We start from the raw sequence: 17,681 nt of genomic DNA on the forward strand, positions 1-17,681 counted from the left end.
GTGTCAGTTCTCCAGTGCGGCGAGGCCGGGGAGGGTCTTGCCCTCCAGGTATTCGAGGCTGGCGCCGCCACCCGTCGAGATGTGGCTGAAGGTCTTCTCGTCGAAGCCGAGGATGCGCACGGCCGCGGCCGAGTCGCCGCCGCCGACCACCGAGAAGGCGTCGCCCGCGGACAGCGCCTGGGCGACGGCCCGGGTCCCGGCGGCGAAGGCCGGGTGCTCGAACACGCCCATCGGGCCGTTCCAGAACACCGTCCTGGCGTCGGCCAGCTTGCTCGCGAACAGCACGGCCGAGGCCGGACCGATGTCCAGGCCCATCTTCCCGGCCGGCATCGCGTCCGCCGGGACCACCTCGAAGTCGTCGACCGCGGCCCCGCCCTTGACGTCGGGGAAGGTCGCCGAGACGGCGGCGTCGACCGGGAGCACGAACTCCACGCCGGTGGCCTCGGCGCGCTTCAGGTACTCCAGCACGGTCGGGATCTGGTCGGCCTGGAGCAGGCTGCTGCCGACCTCGTGGCCCTGGGCCGCGAGGAAGGTGAAGGCCATGCCGCCGCCGATGAGGATCCGGTCGGCCTTGCCGAGCAGGTTGTCGATCACGCCGAGCTTGTCGGAGACCTTGGAGCCGCCGAGCACCACCACGTACGGGCGCTCGACCTCCTCGGTGAGCCGCTTGAGCACGGTCACCTCGGCCGCGATCAGCAGGCCGACCGCGTGCGGCAGCCGCGCCGGGAGGTCGTAGACCGAGGCGTGCTTGCGGTGCACGGCGCCGAAGCCGTCACCGACGTAGAGGTCGGCGAGGGTCGCCAGCCGGTCCGCGAAGGCGCCGCGCTCGGCGTCGTCCTTGCTGGTCTCGCCCGGGTTGAAGCGCAGGTTCTCCAGCAGCAGCACCTGGCCGTCGGCGAGCGCGGCCACGGCGGCCTCGGCGCTCGGGCCGACCGTGTCGGTGGCGAAGGCGACGTCCTGGTCCAGGATCTCGCCGAGGCGCACGGCCACCGGAGCGAGGCTGTACTGCGGGTCGGGCTCGCCCTTGGGGCGGCCCAGGTGCGAGGCGACGATCACCTTGGCGCCTGCGGCGACCAGCTTGGCGATGGTCGGGGCGACGGCGCGGATCCGGCCGTCGTCGGTGATGGTGGTGCCGGACAGCGGCACGTTGAGGTCGGCGCGGACGAAAACCCGCTTGCCGGCGACGTCGAGGTCGTCGATGGTCTGCACGGTCTGGAACTCCTGGTGGGACCTTGATGGGAGGGTACGGAGTCGGCGGCGATCACGCAGGCAGGGCCCGGACGCTGGCGTCCGGACCCTGCCTCACATCATTGTGTCGCGCTGGTCAGAGCTGGTCACCGACGAGGGTGGTCAGGTTGACCAGACGGTTGGAGTAGCCCCACTCGTTGTCGTACCAGCCGAAGATCTTCACCTGGTTGCCCTGGACCATGGTCAGCGGGGCGTCGAAGATGCAGGAGTACGGCGAGTTGACGATGTCACGGGAGACGATCGGGTCCTCGTTGTAGTACAGGATGCCCTTGAGCGAGCCCTGCGAGGCCTTCAGGAAGGCCGCGTTGACCTCCTCCTTGGTGACCTCGCGCTCCAGGTCGACCACCAGGTCGGTGATCGAGCCGGTCGGCACCGGGACGCGCAGCGAGGTGCCGTCCAGCTTGCCCTTGAGCTCCGGCAGCACCAGCGCGGTGGCCTTGGCGGCACCGGTGGAGGTGGGGATGATGCTCAGGGCGGCGGCGCGGGCGCGACGCAGGTCCTTGTGCGGGAAGTCCAGGGTGACCTGGTCGTTGGTGTAGGCGTGGACGGTCGTCATCATGCCCTTGACGATGCCGAAGGCCTCGTGCACGACCTTCGCCATCGGCGCCACACAGTTGGTGGTGCAGGAGGCGTTGGAGATGATGGTCTGCTTGCTGACGTCGAGCTTGTCGTCGTTCACGCCGATGACGATGGTGATGTCCTCGTCGGAGGCGGGAGCCGAGATCAGGACCTTCTTGGCACCGCCGACGAGGTGCTGCTTCGCAGCCTCGGCCTTGGTGAAGAAGCCCGTCGACTCGATCACGATGTCGGCGCCGAGCTCGCCCCAGGCCAGCTTCGAGGGGTCACGCTCAGCGGTGACCTTGAAGCTCTTGCCGTCGACGCTGATGGTGTCCTCGGTGTGGGAGACCTCAGCCTGCAGGGTCCCCAGGGTCGAGTCGTACTTGAGCAGGTGCGCCAGGGTCTTGGTGTCGGTCAGGTCGTTGACACCGACGATTTCGATGTCCGCGCCCTGGGCCTGAACCGCACGGAAGAAGTTGCGGCCGATGCGGCCGAACCCGTTGATGCCTACCCGGATCGTCACGAACCGATCTCCTCGCTGATACGTCGGCGGATGGGCCGACGAGCTGGAATGGGATGTCCCCGACCGCTTGAAACCCTACCTCGCGAGCGTGGCCTGGGGCACATCAGGCCGCGCCGGGAGCCGCGCGGCGCTGCGCGGCTCCGGCTCGGACGCCTCTCGGACACGGCCCTGCGACCCCTCAGCCCGCGACCATCTCCTCGGCCTCGGAGAGGTTGTGCTCGGTGCTGGGCAGACCGAGTTCGGAGGCCCGCTTGTCCGCCATCGCCAGCAGCCGGCGGATCCGCCCGGCCACCGCGTCCTTGGTCAGCGGCGGGTCCGCCAGCGAGCCCAACTCCTCAAGTGAGGCCTGCTTGTGCTCCATGCGCAGCCGACCGGCCGCCGCCAGGTGCTCCGGGACCTCCTCGCCCAGGATCTCCAGTGCCCGCTGCACCCGTGCCCCGGCCGCGACCGCCGCCCGCGCCGAGCGGCGCAGGTTGGCGTCGTCGAAGTTGGCCAGCCGGTTGGCGGTGGCCCGGACCTCGCGGCGCATCCGCCGCTCCTCCCAGGCCAGCACCGACTCGTGCGCGCCGAGCCGGGTCAGCAGCGCGCCGATCGCGTCGCCGTCCCTGATCACCACCCGGTCCACCCCGCGGACCTCGCGGGCCTTGGCCGGGATGCCCAGCCGCCGGGCCGCGCCGACCAGGGCCAGCGCCGCCTCCGAACCGGGGCAGGTGACCTCCAGCGAGGAGGACCTGCCGGGCTCGGTGAGCGAGCCGTGCGCCAGGAAGGCCCCGCGCCAGGCCGCCTCGGCGTCACAGGTCGCCCCGGAGACCACCGCCGGGGGGAGACCCCGGATCGGGCGTCCGCGCCCGTCCACCAGGCCCGTCTGCCGGGCCAGCAGTTCGCCGTCCTTCACCACCCGCACCACGTACCGGCTGCCGCGCCGCAGACCGCCGGGAGCCATCACCACCAGCTCCGAGGAGTGTCCGAAGATCTCCAGCAGATCCTTGCGCAGTCGTCGTGCCGCGACCCCGGTGTCCAGCTCCGCCTCGATCACGATGCGTCCGCTCACAATGTGCAGACCACCCGCGAACCGCAGGATCGCCGACACCTCCGCCTTGCGGCAGCAGGCCCGGGTGACGGGGAGCCGGCTGATTTCGTCCTTCACCGCTGCCGTCATCGCCATGGCGCGATCCTTCCATGCATCCTGAAGATCCGGTCGTACGCGGCGGCCAGAAGCTCCGGGTCGTGTCGCCCGGTGGCCTGGATCCCGTCCAGCGCCGCGACGTTGTCGAGCACGAGTTCGGCTCCGAGCCGCTTGGCGGCGCCGCGCAGCGCCTCCGGGTCGGCCACCGCCTCCCGGTCGGCCAGCACGAAGTCGACGGTCAGATCCGGCGCGTGCTCCTGGAAGACCTCCAGGTGCCGCTGCGGCGAGAAGCCCTCGGTCTCCCCCGGCTGGGCAACCAGGTTCAGCGCCAGCACCTTTCGGCCCCGCGCCTCGACCAGTGCGGACCGCAGTTGAGGCACCATCAGGTGCGGCAGCACGCTGGTGAACCAGGAGCCGGGGCCGAGCACCACCCAGTCCGCCTCCAGCACCGCCGCCAGCGCCTCCGGCACCGCCGGAGGGTCCTGCGGCAGCAGCCGCACCGACTCCACCTCGCCCGGGGTGACCGCCACTTCGGCCTGGCCGCGGACGGTGTCGACCCGGTCCGGGTACGCCGGGTCCAGGCCGCGGACGGTCGCCTCGATGTCCAGGGGCACCGCCGACATCGGCAGCACCCGGCCGTGCGCGCCGAGCAGCCGCCCGACGTACTCCAGCGCCGCCACCGGGTCGCCCAGCTTCTCCCACAGCGCCACGATCAGCAGGTTGCCCACCGCGTGGCCGTGCAGGTCGCCGTCGCTCTGGAAGCGGTGCTGGATCACCTCGGACCAGGTGCGGCCCCACTCGTCGTCGCCGCACAGCGCGGCCAGCGCCTTGCGCAGGTCGCCCGGGGGCAGCACCCCCAACTCGGCGCGCAGCCGCCCGCTGGAGCCGCCGTCGTCGGCCACGGTGACCACCGCCGTCAGCTCGCCGGTGAGCCGGCGCAGCGCCGACAGGGTGGCGGACAGTCCCTGCCCGCCGCCCAGCGCGGTGATCCTCGGGGCCTCGCGACGGCGGCGGGTCTGCCGACCACCCAAGATGTGTGACGCCACCCGTGCCCCTTTGCTGCTCTGCGCGGCTACTCGCGGCCCATGTCCCGGTGCACCAGCACCGTCTCCAGGCCGTCGGCGGTCAAGCGCTTGGCGAGCCGTTCCGACATGGCGACGCTGCGGTGCTTGCCTCCGGTGCAGCCTACGGCAAGTGTCATATACCGCTTGCCCTCGCGCCGGTAGCCCTCGGTCACGATGCGCAACAGATCGGCGTACTGGTCCAGGAACTCCTTGGCTCCCGGCTGGTCGAAGACGTAGCGGGCGACCTCCTCGTCGGTACCGGTGCGGGCCCGGAGTTCCGGAACCCAGTGCGGATTCGGCAGGAACCGGCAGTCCACCACCAGGTCGGCGTCCACCGGCAGGCCGTACTTGAAGCCGAAGGACATGACCGTGGCCCGCAGTTGCGGCTCCTGGTCGTCGGCGAACTGCGCGTCCATCTTGGCCCGCAGCTCGTGCACGTTCAGGCTGGAGGTGTCGATCACCAGGTCCGCCTCGCCGCGCAGGTCGCGCAGCAGCGCGCGCTCCTGGGCGATGCCGTCGACGATCCGGGCGTCGCCCTGCAGCGGGTGCGGACGGCGGACGCTCTCGAAGCGCCGCACCAGGGCGTCGTCGGAGGCCTCCAGGAAGACCACCCGCAGCCGCACGCCGCGCTGCTCCAGGTCCTCCAGCGAGGCCAGCAGGTCGTCGAAGAAGCTCCGCCCGCGGACGTCCACCACGGCCCCTATCCGGGCCACCGCGCCCTGGGAGCGCGCGCCGAGCTCGACCATCGTCGGTATCAGCGACGGCGGCAGGTTGTCGACGACGAACCAGCCGAGGTCCTCCAGGCACTTCGCGGCCGTGCTGCGGCCCGCCCCGGACATGCCGGAGATGATCACCAGCTCCGGCACGTTGTCGGTCGCCTCGGTGGGGCCCCCACCACCGGCGGTACTACCGGACACACTCACTTCTGTTCCCCGCTTTCGGTCGCATCAGTACAAACAACGCCCGCGGTCGTCTGCGGCTTCCCTGTGTCACTCGGACGAGTGACATCACCCTCCGTGAGGTTTTCCGTGCGGCTTTCCTCGGACAGGATCTCACCGGTCGCCATGTTGACCGTAGGAGCAGCGGGTGTCTGTGAGGCCAACGCTGCCACAACAGCTTCCGCCGTGCGCCGCCCGACGCCCGGGACCTTGCAGATCTCGTCGACGGTGGCGGCTCGCAGTTTCCGCACCGACCCGAAGTGCTTGAGCAGCGCCTGGCGCCGGGTCTCGCCGAGCCCGGGGACGTCGTCCAGCCCCCCGGTGGTGAGCCGCTTGGCGCGCTTCTGGCGCTGGTAGCTGATCGCGAAGCGGTGCGCCTCGTCGCGGACCCGTTGCAGCAGGTAGAGGCCCTCGCTGCTGCGGGGCAGCACCACCGGGTCGTCCTCGCCGGGCAGCCAGACCTCCTCCAGCCGCTTGGCCAGCCCGCACAGGGCGACGTCGGTGATGCCGAGCTCCATCAGCGCCCGCTGCGCGGCGGCCACCTGCGGCTCGCCGCCGTCGACCACGATCAGCTGCGGCGGGTAGGCGAAGCGGCGCGGGCGGCCGGTCTCCTCGTCCCGCTCCTTGGGCTGCTCGGTGTGCCGGAACCGGCGGGTGATCACCTCGTGCATGGAGCGGACGTCGTCCTGCCCCTCGAAGCCCTTGATCGCGAACCGCCGGTACTCGCTCTTGCGGACCAGGCCGTCCTCGAAGACCACCATCGAGGCCACCACGTCCTGGCCCTGGAGGTGCGAGATGTCGTAGCACTCGATCCGCAGCGGGGCGCTCTCCAGGCCCAGCGCGTCGGCGATCTCCTGTAGCGCGACGCTGCGGGTGGTCAGGTCGGAGGCCCGCTTGGTCTTGTGCAGGGCCAGCGCCTGGGCGGCGTTGCGGGCGACGGTCACCATCAGCTCGCGCTTGTCGCCGCGCTGCGGGACCCGCAGGTCCACCCCGCTGCCGCGCCGCCCGGCGAGCCACTCGGCGAGCGGCTCGACCGGGTCGGGCAGCGCCGGGACCAGCACCTCGCGGGGCACCCCCTCGCCGCTCTCCTCGCCGTAGAGCTGGAGCAGGGCGTGCTCGACCAGCCCGGCGGTGTCCACGTTCTCCACCCGGTCGGTGACCCAGCCGCGCTGGCCGCGCACCCGGCCGCCGCGCACGTGGAAGATCTGGACGGCGGCCTCCAGCTCGTCCTCGGCGATGGCCAGCAGGTCGGCGTCGGTGCCGTCGGCGAGGACCACGGCGTTCTTCTCCATCGCCAGCCTCAGCGCCTCGATGTCGTCCCGCAGCCGCCCGGCCCGCTCGTACTCCATCGCGGCGGCGGCGTCCCGCATCTCCTGTTCCAGGCGCCGCAGGTAGGTGCCGGTCCGCCCGGCCATGAAGTCGCAGAACTCCTCGGCGAGCTCCCGGTGGTCCGCCGCCGAGATCCGGCCGACGCAGGGCGCCGAGCACTTGCCGATGTAGCCGAGCAGGCAGGGGCGGCCGATCTGCTCGGCGCGCTTGAACACCCCGGCCGAGCAGGTCCGCACCGGGAACACCCGGAGCATCAGGTCGACCGTCTCCCGGATCGCCCAGGCGTGGCCGTACGGGCCGAAGTAGCGCACCCCGCGCCGCTTCGGGCCGCGCATCACCTGGACCCGGGGGAACTCCTCGTTCAGGGTGACCGCGAGCGAGGGGTAGCTCTTGTCGTCCCGGTACTTCACGTTGAAGCGCGGGTCGAACTCCTTGATCCAGCTGTACTCCAGCTGCAACGCCTCGACCTCGGTGCCGACCACGGTCCACTCGACCGAGGCGGCGGTGGTGACCATCTGCCGGGTGCGCGGGTGCAGGTTCGCCAGGTCCTGGAAGTAGCTGCTGAGCCTCGGACGCAGGCTCTTGGCCTTGCCGACGTAGATCACCCGGGAGTCCGCGTCACGGAACTTGTAGACGCCCGGGGACGTCGGGATCTGCCCGGGCGCGGGCCGGTAGGCGGACGGGTCGGCCATCAGGACGCCCCCGTCGGGCGCGCCGGGGCCGGCCGGTGCACACGAGGTCGTGACATGCGAGTACTCCCCTGGAAACGGATGAACCCAGACACTGGAGACCCTAGCGCCCGGCACCGACACGGCGTCGGGCCAAGCCCGCACCGGGCGGGCGGCTCCGGACGGCTCCGGACAGCGGAGCCCGGCGGCGATGGTGTGAAGATTGAAGGCACCATGCGCACTCTGCTGATAGACAACTACGACTCCTTCACCTACAACCTCTTCCACTACCTGGCCGAGGTCAACGGCCGGGAGCCCGAGGTCGTGGTGAACGACGACCCCCGCTGGCGGCCGGAGCGGCTGGCGGAGTTCGACAACGTGGTGCTCTCCCCCGGCCCCGGGCACCCGCGGCGCCCGGGCGACTTCGGCCTCTGCCGGGAGGTCCTGGAGCTCGGCGGGCTGCCGGTGCTCGGTGTCTGCCTGGGACACCAGGGCATCGCGGCGCTGTACGGCGGCCGGGTGGACCGGGCGCCGGAGCCCTTCCACGGGCGGCTCTCGCCGGTACTGCACGACGGGACCGGCCTGTTCGCCGGGCTGCCCTCGCCGTTCCCGGCGGTGCGGTACCACTCCCTGGCCGTGGACCGGCTGCCGGACGAGCTGGAGGCGACGGCCTGGACCCCGGACGGGATCCTGATGGGTCTGCGGCACCGCGACCGCCCGCAGTGGGGGGTGCAGTTCCACCCGGAGTCGATCGGCAGCAGCCACGGCCGGGAGCTGCTGGCCAACTTCCGCGCGCTGACCGAGCGCCACGGCGTCCGGCCGCGCCCGGTCGGGCCGCGCCGGGGCCCGGCGGCCCCGCGGCCGCGCCCGGCGGCGGCGCGGCGGCTGCGGGTGCTGGCCCGGGCGCTGCCCACCCGCTGGTCGGACGAGACCGCGTACGACGCGCTGTTCCGCGGCGGCGACCACGCGTACTGGCTGGACAGCAGCCGTCCGGACGCCGGGCTCGGCCGGTTCTCGGTGATGGGCGACGCGGCGGGCCCGCTGGCCCGGGTGGCCACCGCCGACGTCGGCGCGGGCACGGTCACCGTCCGCGCCGACGGTGCCACCGAGGTCGTCAGCGGCGGCTTCCTGGACTGGCTGGACCGCGACCTGGCGGGCATCCGCACGGAGGTGCCCGAGCTGCCCTGCGGCTTCGCCCTGGGCTGGGTCGGCTACCTCGGCTACGAGCTGAAGGCCGAGTGCGGCGCGGACCCGGCGCACCGCTCCGAGGACCCGGACGCGGTGCTGGTCTTCAGCGACCACGGCCTGGTGCTCGACCACGCCACCGGCAGCACCCACCTGCTGGCGCTCGCCGAGGACGGCGCGGAGACCGCCGCCCGCGCCTGGCTGGACCGGGCCGAGCAGCGGCTCCGGGCCGCCGCCGGACGCCGGGACCGCCCGGCCGAGCCGCCCGCGCCGGTGCCCGAGCTGGGGCTGCGGCACGAGCACGGCGCGTACCTGGAGCTGATCGACGCCTGCCTGCGGGAGATCGCGGCGGGCGAGACCTACGAGGTGTGCCTGACCAACCTGATCGAGGCGGACTGCGAGCTCGACCCCTGGCAGAGCTACCGCTGGCTGCGCCGGAACAGCCCGGCCCCGTTCGCGGCGCTGCTGGAGTTCGGCGGCCTCAGTGTGCTGAGCACCTCCCCGGAGCGGTTCCTGCGGATCGGCGCGGACCGGACGGCCGAGGCCAGGCCGATCAAGGGCACCCGCCCGCGCGGCGCGACCGAGGCGGAGGACCGGGCGCTGGCCGCGGAGCTGCTGGCCAGCGAGAAGGACCGGGCCGAGAACCTGATGATCGTGGACCTGGTCCGGAACGACCTCGGGCGCTGCGCGGAGGTCGGCTCGGTCGACGCTGGGGACATCCTCCGGGTGGAGACCTACGCCCGGGCCCACCAGCTGGTCAGTACCGTGCGGGCGCGGCTGCGGGCGGACTCCTCGCCGGTGCGGTGCGTCCGGGCGGCGTTCCCGCCCGGGTCCATGACCGGCGCGCCGAAGCTGCGGACCATGCGGCTGCTGGACCGGCTGGAGGGCGGCCCGCGCGGCGTCTACTCCGGGGTGATCGGCTACTTCTCGCTGACCGGGGCGGTCGACCTGAGCGTGGTGATCCGCACCGCGGTGCTCACCCCCGGGCGGCTGCGGTACGGCGTCGGCGGCGCGGTGATCGCGCTGTCCGACCCGCGGGAGGAGGTCGCCGAGACGGCGGTGAAGGCCGCCCCGGTCCTGGCCCTCACCGGCGCCCGGTTCCCGCTCCGCCGACCGCAGCCGCTGCTGCGCTGACCCGCGGCGCTGGCCTGGGGCACTGACCTGGGGGGATGACGGCTGCCCCGGCTTCGGCGGGTCGTCCCCGGGCCGCCGGGCGGAGGTGGCACAGTGGCGGACCGGCTCCGCGCCCGCCCCGCCGGAATACCGGACCCGGCGCCGGTGCTCGGGAAGGGGGGCGGTGGGCCGCCCCGCCGTCCGCCGGAGCGGCGTCCGCCGTTCCACCCGAAGGAGCCGAGCATGCCCCAGGCAGTCAGGTACGACCGTTTCGGCGAGTTGGACGTCCTGCGGGTGGTGGAGGTGCCACGGCCGGTGCCGGGCCCCGGCCAGGTCCTGGTGGAGGTCCGGGCGGCCGGGATCAACCCGGGCGAGTCCAGCATCCGGCGGGGCCAGCTGCACCAGCGCTGGCCGTCGACCTTCCCCTCCGGGCAGGGCAGCGACCTGGCCGGGGTGGTGGTCGAACTCGGCCCCGAGGTGAGCGGGTTCGCCGTCGGCGACGAAGTCCTCGGGTTCACCCACGACCGGGCCAGCCAGGCCGACCTGGTGCTCGCCCGGGCCGACCGGATCGTGCCCAAGCCCGCCAGTGTCTCCTGGGAGGCCGCCGGGGCCCTGTACGTCGCCGGGGCGACCGCGTACGCGGCGGTGCGGGCGGTCGGGCTGCGGGCCGGGGACACCGTCGTGGTGGCCGGCGCGGCGGGCGGGGTCGGCTCGCTCACCGTCCAACTGGCCAGGAACGCCGGGGCGGTGGTGATCGGCGTGGCGGGCGCGGACAACCACGACTGGCTCCGCGGGCACGGGGTGCTGCCGGTGGCCTACGGCGAGGGGCTGGCGGACCGGATCCGGGCCGCCGCCGACGGTCCGGTGGACGCCTTCATCGACCTGTTCGGCGCGGACTACGTGAAGCTGGCGATCGAGCTGGGCGTGCCGCGGGACCGGATCGACACCATCATCAACTTCGCCGACGCCGAGGCCTACGGGGTGAAGAGCGAGGGCAGCAACGAGGCCTCCACCGCCGAGGTACTGGGCATCCTGGCCGGGCTGCTGGACCAGGGCACGCTGGAGGTGCCGATCGCGGCGGTCTACCCGCTCAGCGAAGTCCAGGAGGCCTTCCGGGAGTTGGAGAAGCGGCACACCCGGGGCAAGATCGTGCTGCGCCCCGGGGGCTGAGGCTCACGCGGTCGGCCGCCCGTCAGCCACCGGCCGCGTCCAGCTCGTCCGCCAGCAGCTCCACCAGCCGCCCGGCGGGCAGCGGGCGGGACAGCCGGTGGCCCTGGCCCGCCCACAGCGCCATGCCCTGCGGGTCCCCGGCCCGGGCGGCGGCCTGCCGCAGCCCCGAGGTCAGGTAGTGGACCTGCGGGTACGCCGAGGGGGCGAACCGGCCGTGGTCCTCGATGAAGCGGTTGACCAGGCCGCGCGCCGGTCGTCCGGAGAAGGCCCGGGTGAGCACCGTCCCCTCGAACGCGGGGTCGGTCAGCGCCTGCTTGTGCAGCGCGTTGGCGCCCGACTCGGGGCAGGCCAGGAACGCCGTCCCGAGCTGGGCCGCGCTCGCCCCGGCCGCCAGTACCGCGGCCACCTGCGATCCGCGCATCAGGCCCCCGGCCGCGACCAGCGGCAGCGGCACCGCCGCGCGGATCTCGCCGAGCAGCGCCAGCAGCCCGACCCCCCGGCCGTCGGTGCCGGGGTCGTCCCGGTGGGTGCCCTGGTGTCCACCGGCCTCCACCCCCTGCACGCACAGGCCGTCCGCCCCGGCCCGGTGCGCCGCCAGCGCCTCCGCGACCGTGGTGACCGTGGCGACGGTGAGCGTCCCCACCCGGGCGAAGGCCGCGAGCACCTCGGCGTCGGGACAGCCGAAGGTGAACGAGACCAGCGGCACCGGGTCCGCCAGCAGCGCCGCCACCTTGGCCTCGTACGCGTCGTCCGCACCGCGGTCCGGATCGCCGAGCGGGGTCCGGTAGCGGGCCGACTCGTCCGCGAGCCGCAGCGCGTAGTCCGCGACGGCGGCCGGGTCCGCGGGCGGCGGCTGCGGCAGGAACAGGTTCACCCCGAACGGCCGCCCGGTCCGGCCGCGCAGCCCGGAGATCTCGGCGCGCATGGCCTCGACCGGTTTGTACCCGGCGGCCAGGAAGCCCAGGCCCCCGGCCCCGGCCACGGCGGCGGCGAGCTCCGGACAGGAGGCGCCACCGGCCATCGGGGCCTGCCAGAGCGGAAGTCGGCTGAGTGCTGCCACTGCTGCGGACATACCCGCATCGTGCCACACGGCGGTCAGCCCCTCGGGAGCGACCGCCACCCTCGGCGGCGACCGGTCAGGAGACGACCAGCTTGCCGTCGGTGACGGTCACCGTCTTGGCCGGGAGCGGGCTGCTCGCCGGGCCGGTGACCACGGCGCCGTTGGAGATGTTGAACTGGCTGCCGTGGCAGGGGCACTGGATCACACCGTTGGAGACCCCGTCGACGATGCATCCGGCGTGGGTGCAGACGGCGCTGAACGCCTTGAACTCGCCCGCCGTCGGCTGGGTCACCACGATCTGCTGCGAGCGGTACAGCGTGCCGCTGCCCACCGGGACGCCGCTGCTCGCGCCCAGGGTCACCGGGCCCTTGGCGGCGGAGCCCGAGGAGGAGCCGGAGGAGCAGGCGGCCAGACCGACCGCGGCGGCGCCGACCACCCCGGCGGCGGCCGCACCGCGCAGCACCCCGCGCCGCGAGGGGCCGCAACCCGCGCACCTTGCGACGCCCCCCTCGGCACGATCCGGGTCGCCGGGGACGTTGGCGGGCGCGCTGAGGTGCGACATGGTCTGCTTCACTCCATGGCAGTCGACGGGGGTGCACCCGGCACAACGCCCGGCACCCGGGGCTGGTTGCGGCCCCGGGTGCACCTTATTCCGCGAACCTGTGCCGCCTCTCAGCCGGTCCGCTTCCTGGTGGACGCCGCCTTCTTGGCCGGTGCGGCCGCCTTCTTGGCCGGAGCCGGAGCCGCCGCCTTCTTGGCTGCGGCCTTCCGCGGCGCCGCCTTCTTCCGCACCGGCGCCGGGCCCTCGAAGACCCGGTCCTCGCCGAGGATGTCCCGCAGGAACTTCCCGGTGTGGCTCTCGCCCACCGCCGCGACCTGCTCCGGCGTGCCCTCGGCGACCACCAGGCCGCCGCCGTTGCCGCCCTCCGGGCCCATGTCGATGACCCAGTCGGCGGTCTTGATCACGTCCAGGTTGTGCTCGATGACGATGACCGTGTTGCCCTTCTCGACCAGCCCGGTCAGCACCTTGATCAGCTTGCTGATGTCCTCGAAGTGCAGCCCGGTGGTCGGCTCGTCCAGCACGTAGACGGTGCGGCCGGTGGAGCGCTTCTGCAGCTCCGAGGCGAGCTTCACCCGCTGCGCCTCACCGCCGGACAGCGTCGGCGCGGACTGCCCGAGCCGGACGTAGCCGAGCCCGACGTCGGTCAGCGTGCGCAGGTGCCGGGCGATCGGCGGGACCGCCGCGAAGAACTCCAGGCCCTCCTCGATCGGCATGTCCAGCACCTCGGCGATGGACTTGCCCTTGTAGTGGACGTCCAGGGTCTCCCGGTTGTAGCGCGCGCCATGGCACACCTCGCACGGGACGTAGACGTCCGGCAGGAAGTTCATCTCGATCTTGATGGTGCCGTCACCGGCGCAGTTCTCGCAGCGGCCGCCCTTGACGTTGAACGAGAACCGGCCCGGGAGGTAGCCCCTGACCTTGGCCTCCGTGGTCTCCGCGAAGAGCCTGCGGACGTGGTCGAAGACGCCGGTGTAGGTGGCCGGGTTGGAGCGCGGCGTCCGGCCGATCGGCGACTGGTCGACGTGCACCACCTTGTCGACCAGGTCCGTGCCGGTGACCCGGGTGTGCCGCCCGGGCACGCTGCGCGCGCCGTTCAGCTCGCGCGCCAGGTGGGTGTAGAGGATGTCGTTGACCAGCGTCGACTTGCCGGATCCGGACACCCCGGTGACCGCGGTGAACATCCCCAGCGGGAAGCTGACGTCGACGTCGCGCAGGTTGTGCTCGCGCGCGCCGTGGACGGTGATCTGCCGCTGCGGGTCGACCGGGCGGCGCACCTCGGGCGTCGGGATGCTGCGCCGGCCGGAGAGGTAGGCGCCGGTCAGCGACTGCTTGTTGGCCAGCAGCCCCTCGCGCGAGCCGGAGTGCACCACGTGGCCGCCGTGCTCGCCCGCGCCCGGGCCGATGTCCACGACCCAGTCGGCGGTGCGGATGGTGTCCTCGTCGTGCTCGACCACGATCAGCGTGTTGCCCAGGTCCCGCAGCCGGACCAGGGTCTCGATCAGCCGGTGGTTGTCGCGCTGGTGCAGCCCGATGGACGGCTCGTCCAGCACGTAGAGCACCCCGACCAGGCCGGAGCCGATCTGGGTGGCCAGCCGGATCCGCTGCGCCTCGCCGCCGGAGAGCGTGCCAGCCGCGCGGTTCAGCGAGAGGTAGTCCAGGCCGACGTCGACCAGGAATCGCAGCCGCTCGTTGACCTCCTTCAGCACCCGCTCGGCGATGGTCTTCTCGCGGTCGGTGAGCTGCATCGAGCCCAGGAACTCGGCGCAGTCGCTGATGGACATGCCGGCGACGTCGGCGATGGACCTGCCGTCCATGGTGACCGCCAGCACCACCGGCTTCAGCCGGGTGCCGTGGCAGGCCGGGCAGGGGACCTCGCGCATGTAGCCCTCGAAGCGCTCCCGGCTGCTGTCGGTCTCCGAGTCGGCGTGCCGCCGCTGGACGAAGGGCACCGCGCCCTCGAACCCGGTGACGTACGAGCGCTCGCGTCCGAAGCGGTTGGTGAAGCGCACCTCGACCTGGGTCTTGTGGCCGTAGAGCAGGGCCTTCTTGGCCCGCTGCGGCAGCCCGGCCCAGGGGATGTCGGTCCGGAAACCGAGCTCCTTGGCCAGGGCCTTGATCAGCCGCAGGTGGTACTCCTTGGTGTGGCCCAGCGACCAGGCGTGGATCGCGCCCTCTTCGAGGGTCTTCTCCTCGTCGGGGATGATCAGCTCCGGGTCCACCTCCATCCGGGTGCCGATGCCGGTGCACTCCGGGCAGGCGCCGAACGGCGAGTTGAAGGAGAAGGAGCGCGGCTCCAGCTCCTCGTAGGAGATGTCGTCGAAGGTGCAGTAGAGGTGCTCGGAGTACATCCGCTCACGCTCGGGGTCGTCCTCCGGCAGGTCGACGAAGTCGAGCACGACCGTGCCGCCGGAGAGCTTCAGCGCGGTCTCCACCGAGTCGGTGAGCCGGCGCTGGGCGGAGGCCTTGACCGTGAGCCGGTCCACCACCACCTCGATGGTGTGCTTCTCCTGCTTCTTCAACACCGGGGGCTCGGTCAGCTGGACGGTCGCGCCGTCCACCCGGGCCCGCGAGTAGCCCTTGGTCTGGAGGTCCGCGAAGAGGTCCACGAACTCGCCCTTGCGGGCCCGGACCAGCGGGCTGAGCAGCTGGAACCTGGTCCCCTCCGGCAGTTCCAGGACCTTGTCGACGATCTGCTGCGGGGACTGCCGGGCGATCGGCCGACCACACTCGGGGCAGTGCGGATGACCGATGCGGGCGAACAGCAGCCGCAGGTAGTCGTAGACCTCGGTGATCGTGCCGACGGTCGACCGCGGGTTGCGCGAGGTGGACTTCTGGTCGATGGAGACGGCCGGGGACAGGCCCTCGATGAAGTCCACATCGGGCTTGTCCATCTGACCGAGGAACTGCCGGGCGTAGGAGGACAGCGACTCGACATAGCGGCGCTGACCCTCGGCGAAGATCGTGTCGAAGGCCAGGGAGGACTTCCCCGAGCCGGAGAGCCCGGTGAAGACGATGAGCGAGTCGCGGGGCAGGTCGAGCGAGACGTTCTTCAGGTTGTGCTCGCGAGCACCGCGGACGATGAGGCGGTCTGCCACGCTTCTGGACCTTCCGGAGCGGGAGTCGGGCGGTCCTGGATGGGGCGATCCGGGGCCGCCCGACGTACCTGGGGTTGTTGCGGGGGCGGCGCAGTCGCGCACAGGACCGGATACTGCCCACCAATGGTAGGCGCACGCCCATGGTAGGCATCCGGCCGAGCGAGTGCTGCGGTACTGAGACTATGGGATCACGTGTTCGATTTTCGGGGCAATCCAGAAGACTCACCCGAACGGGTGACACCGGCGACGGTAGCGTGAGCGGTGCCGCACCCGGTGCAACGACCGGACGGCACCGGGGACACGCCCAGCCGAACGGGAGTACAGCACCCATGACAGCCCTCGCCCCGCGCCCCACCGAGGCCCTGGCGTCCACCGCCGCAGCCGAGGAGCGCCTGTTGCGTACCGTGGCGCGGATGCGTCCGGAGCAGGTCTTCGAGCCGTCCGCGCTCCCGGGCTGGACCAGGGGCCACGTGCTCACCCACCTGGCCCGCAACGCGGACGCCCTGATCAACCTGCTGACCAGCGCCCGCACCGGTGCCATGGTCCCGATGTACGCCTCCCCGGAGGCCCGGGACCAGGAGATCGCAGCGGGCGCCGCGCGCCCGCTGCCCGAGCAGCTGGAGGACCTGCGGACGTCCGGGCAGCGGCTGGCCGGGGCCGCGGCGGCGCTGCCGGACGCGGCCTGGGCGGCCGAGGTGCACCACCGCCTCGGCCCGGTCCGGGCCGACTCGGTCCCGCCGAAGCGGCTCGCGGAGATCGAGTACCACCTGGTGGACCTGGCCCTCGACGACTGCACCCCGGCGCGGTGGCCGAGCGGGTTCGTCGACGCGGAGCTGACGCCGCTCACCGGCCGGCTGCTGGCCTCCGGGGTGCTCGGCCGCGAGCTGCTGGACCGGCTCGCCGGGGTGCCCAGGCACGCCCTGCTGGCCTGGCTCTCCGGCCGCTCCGACGGCTCCGACCTGGGCGTCCCGGCAGCCGACCTGCCGCCGCTGCCCGCGCTAAGGTGAGCGGCATGTCCTACCACGGAGCGGTGACGGTCGGCGGGACGCCGGACGTGCGCGAGCTGGCCCACCTGGTGATCACCAAGGTGGCGGTCGGCCCCATGAACAACAACGCCTACCTGCTGCGCTGCCGGGCCACCGGCGAGCAGCTGCTGATCGACGCCGCGGCCGAGGCGCCGGTACTGCTGGAGACCGTCGGCGACAGCCTCGCCACCGTGGTCACCACGCACCGCCACCACGACCACTGGGAGGCGCTGGCCGAGGTGGTCGCCGCGACCGGGGCCCGCACCGCGGCCGGTCGCCTCGACGCGGGCGGCATCGGCGTACCCACCGACCTCCAGCTGGACGACGGGGACACCGTGCGGGTCGGTGAGGTCGCCCTCACCGCCCGCCACCTGGTCGGGCACACCCCCGGCTCGATCGTCCTGGTCTACGACGACCCGCAGGGGCACACGCACGCCTTCACCGGCGACTGCCTGTTCCCCGGCGGGCCCGGCAAGACCTGGGAGCCGGAGGACTTCACCACGCTGATGGACGACCTCGAAGCCAAGGTGTTCGGTGTCCTCGCCGACGAGACCTGGGTCTACCCGGGCCACGGCGACGACACCACCCTCGGCGTCGAGCGCCCGCACCTGGGCGAGTGGCGCGCCCGGGGCTGGTGAGACCGGAAGGTCAGCCCCCGGCTTCGAAGCTGCGGATCGGCGCGCCGTTCAGGCCGTAGACCGAGAGCCGCGCCGGGGGCACCTTGGCCAACGCCCGGTAGTGCCCGCAGATCTCCGCGAGCACCCCCGGCAGCGCCGCCACCACCTCGTCCGGGATCTCCCCGGCCGCCAGCCAGTGCAGCGAGAGCACCCACTTGCGCCGCTCACTGACGTGGCGGGGGGCGGTGGGCTCGGCGTCGAGGCCGAGCCGGTCGACGATCGCGAGGACCACGCTCATGTCATTGCCATCGATGTGCACGAAGTTCTCTTCGATCAATACCTCAGTCATGCCCACGGCCTACCCACGCGCAGGTCGCGCCATCCCGCCACCCGGCCCCGG

The 17,681-nt window shown here is 72.7% G+C and carries 14 protein-coding genes; 4 read left to right on the forward strand and 10 right to left on the reverse strand.

The genetic code is table 11. The features are described from left to right. Positions 1-3: 3 nt before the first annotated feature. The 6 genes from pgk to uvrC form a co-directional block, all read right to left on the reverse strand. Positions 4-1,209 carry a phosphoglycerate kinase gene (gene pgk, locus GXP74_RS41160; RefSeq protein ID WP_182454599.1) on the reverse strand — a complete coding sequence of 402 codons (1,206 nt, stop codon included), beginning with the start codon at positions 1,207-1,209 and terminating at the stop codon, positions 4-6. A 115-nt stretch (positions 1,210-1,324) separates the two neighbouring features. Then, positions 1,325-2,329, reverse strand: a complete 1,005-nt coding sequence (gap, locus tag GXP74_RS31105) for a type I glyceraldehyde-3-phosphate dehydrogenase (protein WP_182454600.1) — start codon at positions 2,327-2,329, stop codon at positions 1,325-1,327. 178 nt (positions 2,330-2,507) lie between these two features. Beyond that, positions 2,508-3,494, reverse strand: coding sequence for a DNA-binding protein WhiA (gene whiA, locus GXP74_RS31110; RefSeq protein ID WP_182454601.1), 987 nt, complete (start codon positions 3,492-3,494; stop codon positions 2,508-2,510). Continuing rightward, a complete protein-coding gene (yvcK, locus tag GXP74_RS31115) occupies positions 3,485-4,501 on the reverse strand; it encodes a uridine diphosphate-N-acetylglucosamine-binding protein YvcK (protein ID WP_225448327.1) in 1,017 nt (338 codons plus the stop codon). Before yvcK ends, whiA begins: the two co-directional genes overlap by 10 nt. 26 nt (positions 4,502-4,527) lie before the next feature. Beyond that, positions 4,528-5,358: an RNase adapter RapZ gene (gene rapZ / locus GXP74_RS31120; RefSeq protein ID WP_255528273.1), complete on the reverse strand. Its 831-nt coding sequence runs from the start codon at positions 5,356-5,358 to the stop codon at positions 4,528-4,530. 80 nt (positions 5,359-5,438) lie between these two features. After that, the gene (uvrC, locus tag GXP74_RS31125; RefSeq protein ID WP_182454603.1) at positions 5,439-7,478 is read right to left on the reverse strand and encodes an excinuclease ABC subunit UvrC; all 2,040 of its coding nucleotides are present in this window, start codon (positions 7,476-7,478) and stop codon (positions 5,439-5,441) included. A gap of 210 nt (positions 7,479-7,688) precedes the next feature. Here uvrC and pabB point away from each other — a divergent pair, with 210 nt between their 5' ends. After that, entirely contained in the window at positions 7,689-9,773 is a 2,085-nt protein-coding gene (gene pabB, locus GXP74_RS31130; RefSeq protein WP_182454604.1) for an aminodeoxychorismate synthase component I, read from the forward strand. A gap of 222 nt (positions 9,774-9,995) precedes the next feature. Then, positions 9,996-10,922 carry an NADP-dependent oxidoreductase gene (locus tag GXP74_RS31135; RefSeq protein ID WP_182454605.1) on the forward strand — a complete coding sequence of 309 codons (927 nt, stop codon included), beginning with the start codon at positions 9,996-9,998 and terminating at the stop codon, positions 10,920-10,922. Between the two features lie 22 nt (positions 10,923-10,944). Here the strand turns inward: GXP74_RS31135 and GXP74_RS31140 are convergent, their stop codons facing one another. From GXP74_RS31140 to uvrA, 3 genes are all read right to left on the reverse strand, one after another. Further along, positions 10,945-11,994 carry a nitronate monooxygenase gene (locus GXP74_RS31140; protein ID WP_182454606.1) on the reverse strand — a complete coding sequence of 350 codons (1,050 nt, stop codon included), beginning with the start codon at positions 11,992-11,994 and terminating at the stop codon, positions 10,945-10,947. Positions 11,995-12,058: 64 nt separating this feature from the next. Continuing rightward, complete coding sequence (locus GXP74_RS31145; protein ID WP_182454607.1) at positions 12,059-12,544, reverse strand: Rieske (2Fe-2S) protein; 486 nt, start codon at positions 12,542-12,544, stop codon at positions 12,059-12,061. Positions 12,545-12,654: 110 nt separating this feature from the next. Next, positions 12,655-15,639, reverse strand: a complete 2,985-nt coding sequence (gene uvrA, locus GXP74_RS31150) for an excinuclease ABC subunit UvrA (RefSeq protein WP_182454608.1) — start codon at positions 15,637-15,639, stop codon at positions 12,655-12,657. Positions 15,640-15,968: 329 nt separating this feature from the next. Here uvrA and GXP74_RS31155 point away from each other — a divergent pair, with 329 nt between their 5' ends. Both GXP74_RS31155 and GXP74_RS31160 read left to right on the forward strand, forming a co-directional pair. Further along, positions 15,969-16,646 carry a maleylpyruvate isomerase N-terminal domain-containing protein gene (locus GXP74_RS31155; protein WP_182454609.1) on the forward strand — a complete coding sequence of 226 codons (678 nt, stop codon included), beginning with the start codon at positions 15,969-15,971 and terminating at the stop codon, positions 16,644-16,646. Between the two features lie 5 nt (positions 16,647-16,651). Next, positions 16,652-17,302, forward strand: coding sequence for an MBL fold metallo-hydrolase (locus GXP74_RS31160; RefSeq protein ID WP_182454610.1), 651 nt, complete (start codon positions 16,652-16,654; stop codon positions 17,300-17,302). Between the two features lie 10 nt (positions 17,303-17,312). Here the strand turns inward: GXP74_RS31160 and GXP74_RS31165 are convergent, their stop codons facing one another. Continuing rightward, on the reverse strand, positions 17,313-17,630 hold the full coding sequence (locus GXP74_RS31165; protein ID WP_182454611.1) for a hypothetical protein: 318 nt from the start codon (positions 17,628-17,630) through the stop codon (positions 17,313-17,315). Positions 17,631-17,681: the final 51 nt, after the last annotated feature.

The organism is Streptacidiphilus sp. P02-A3a (assembly GCF_014084105.1).
Lineage (GTDB): Bacteria > Actinomycetota > Actinomycetes > Streptomycetales > Streptomycetaceae > Streptacidiphilus.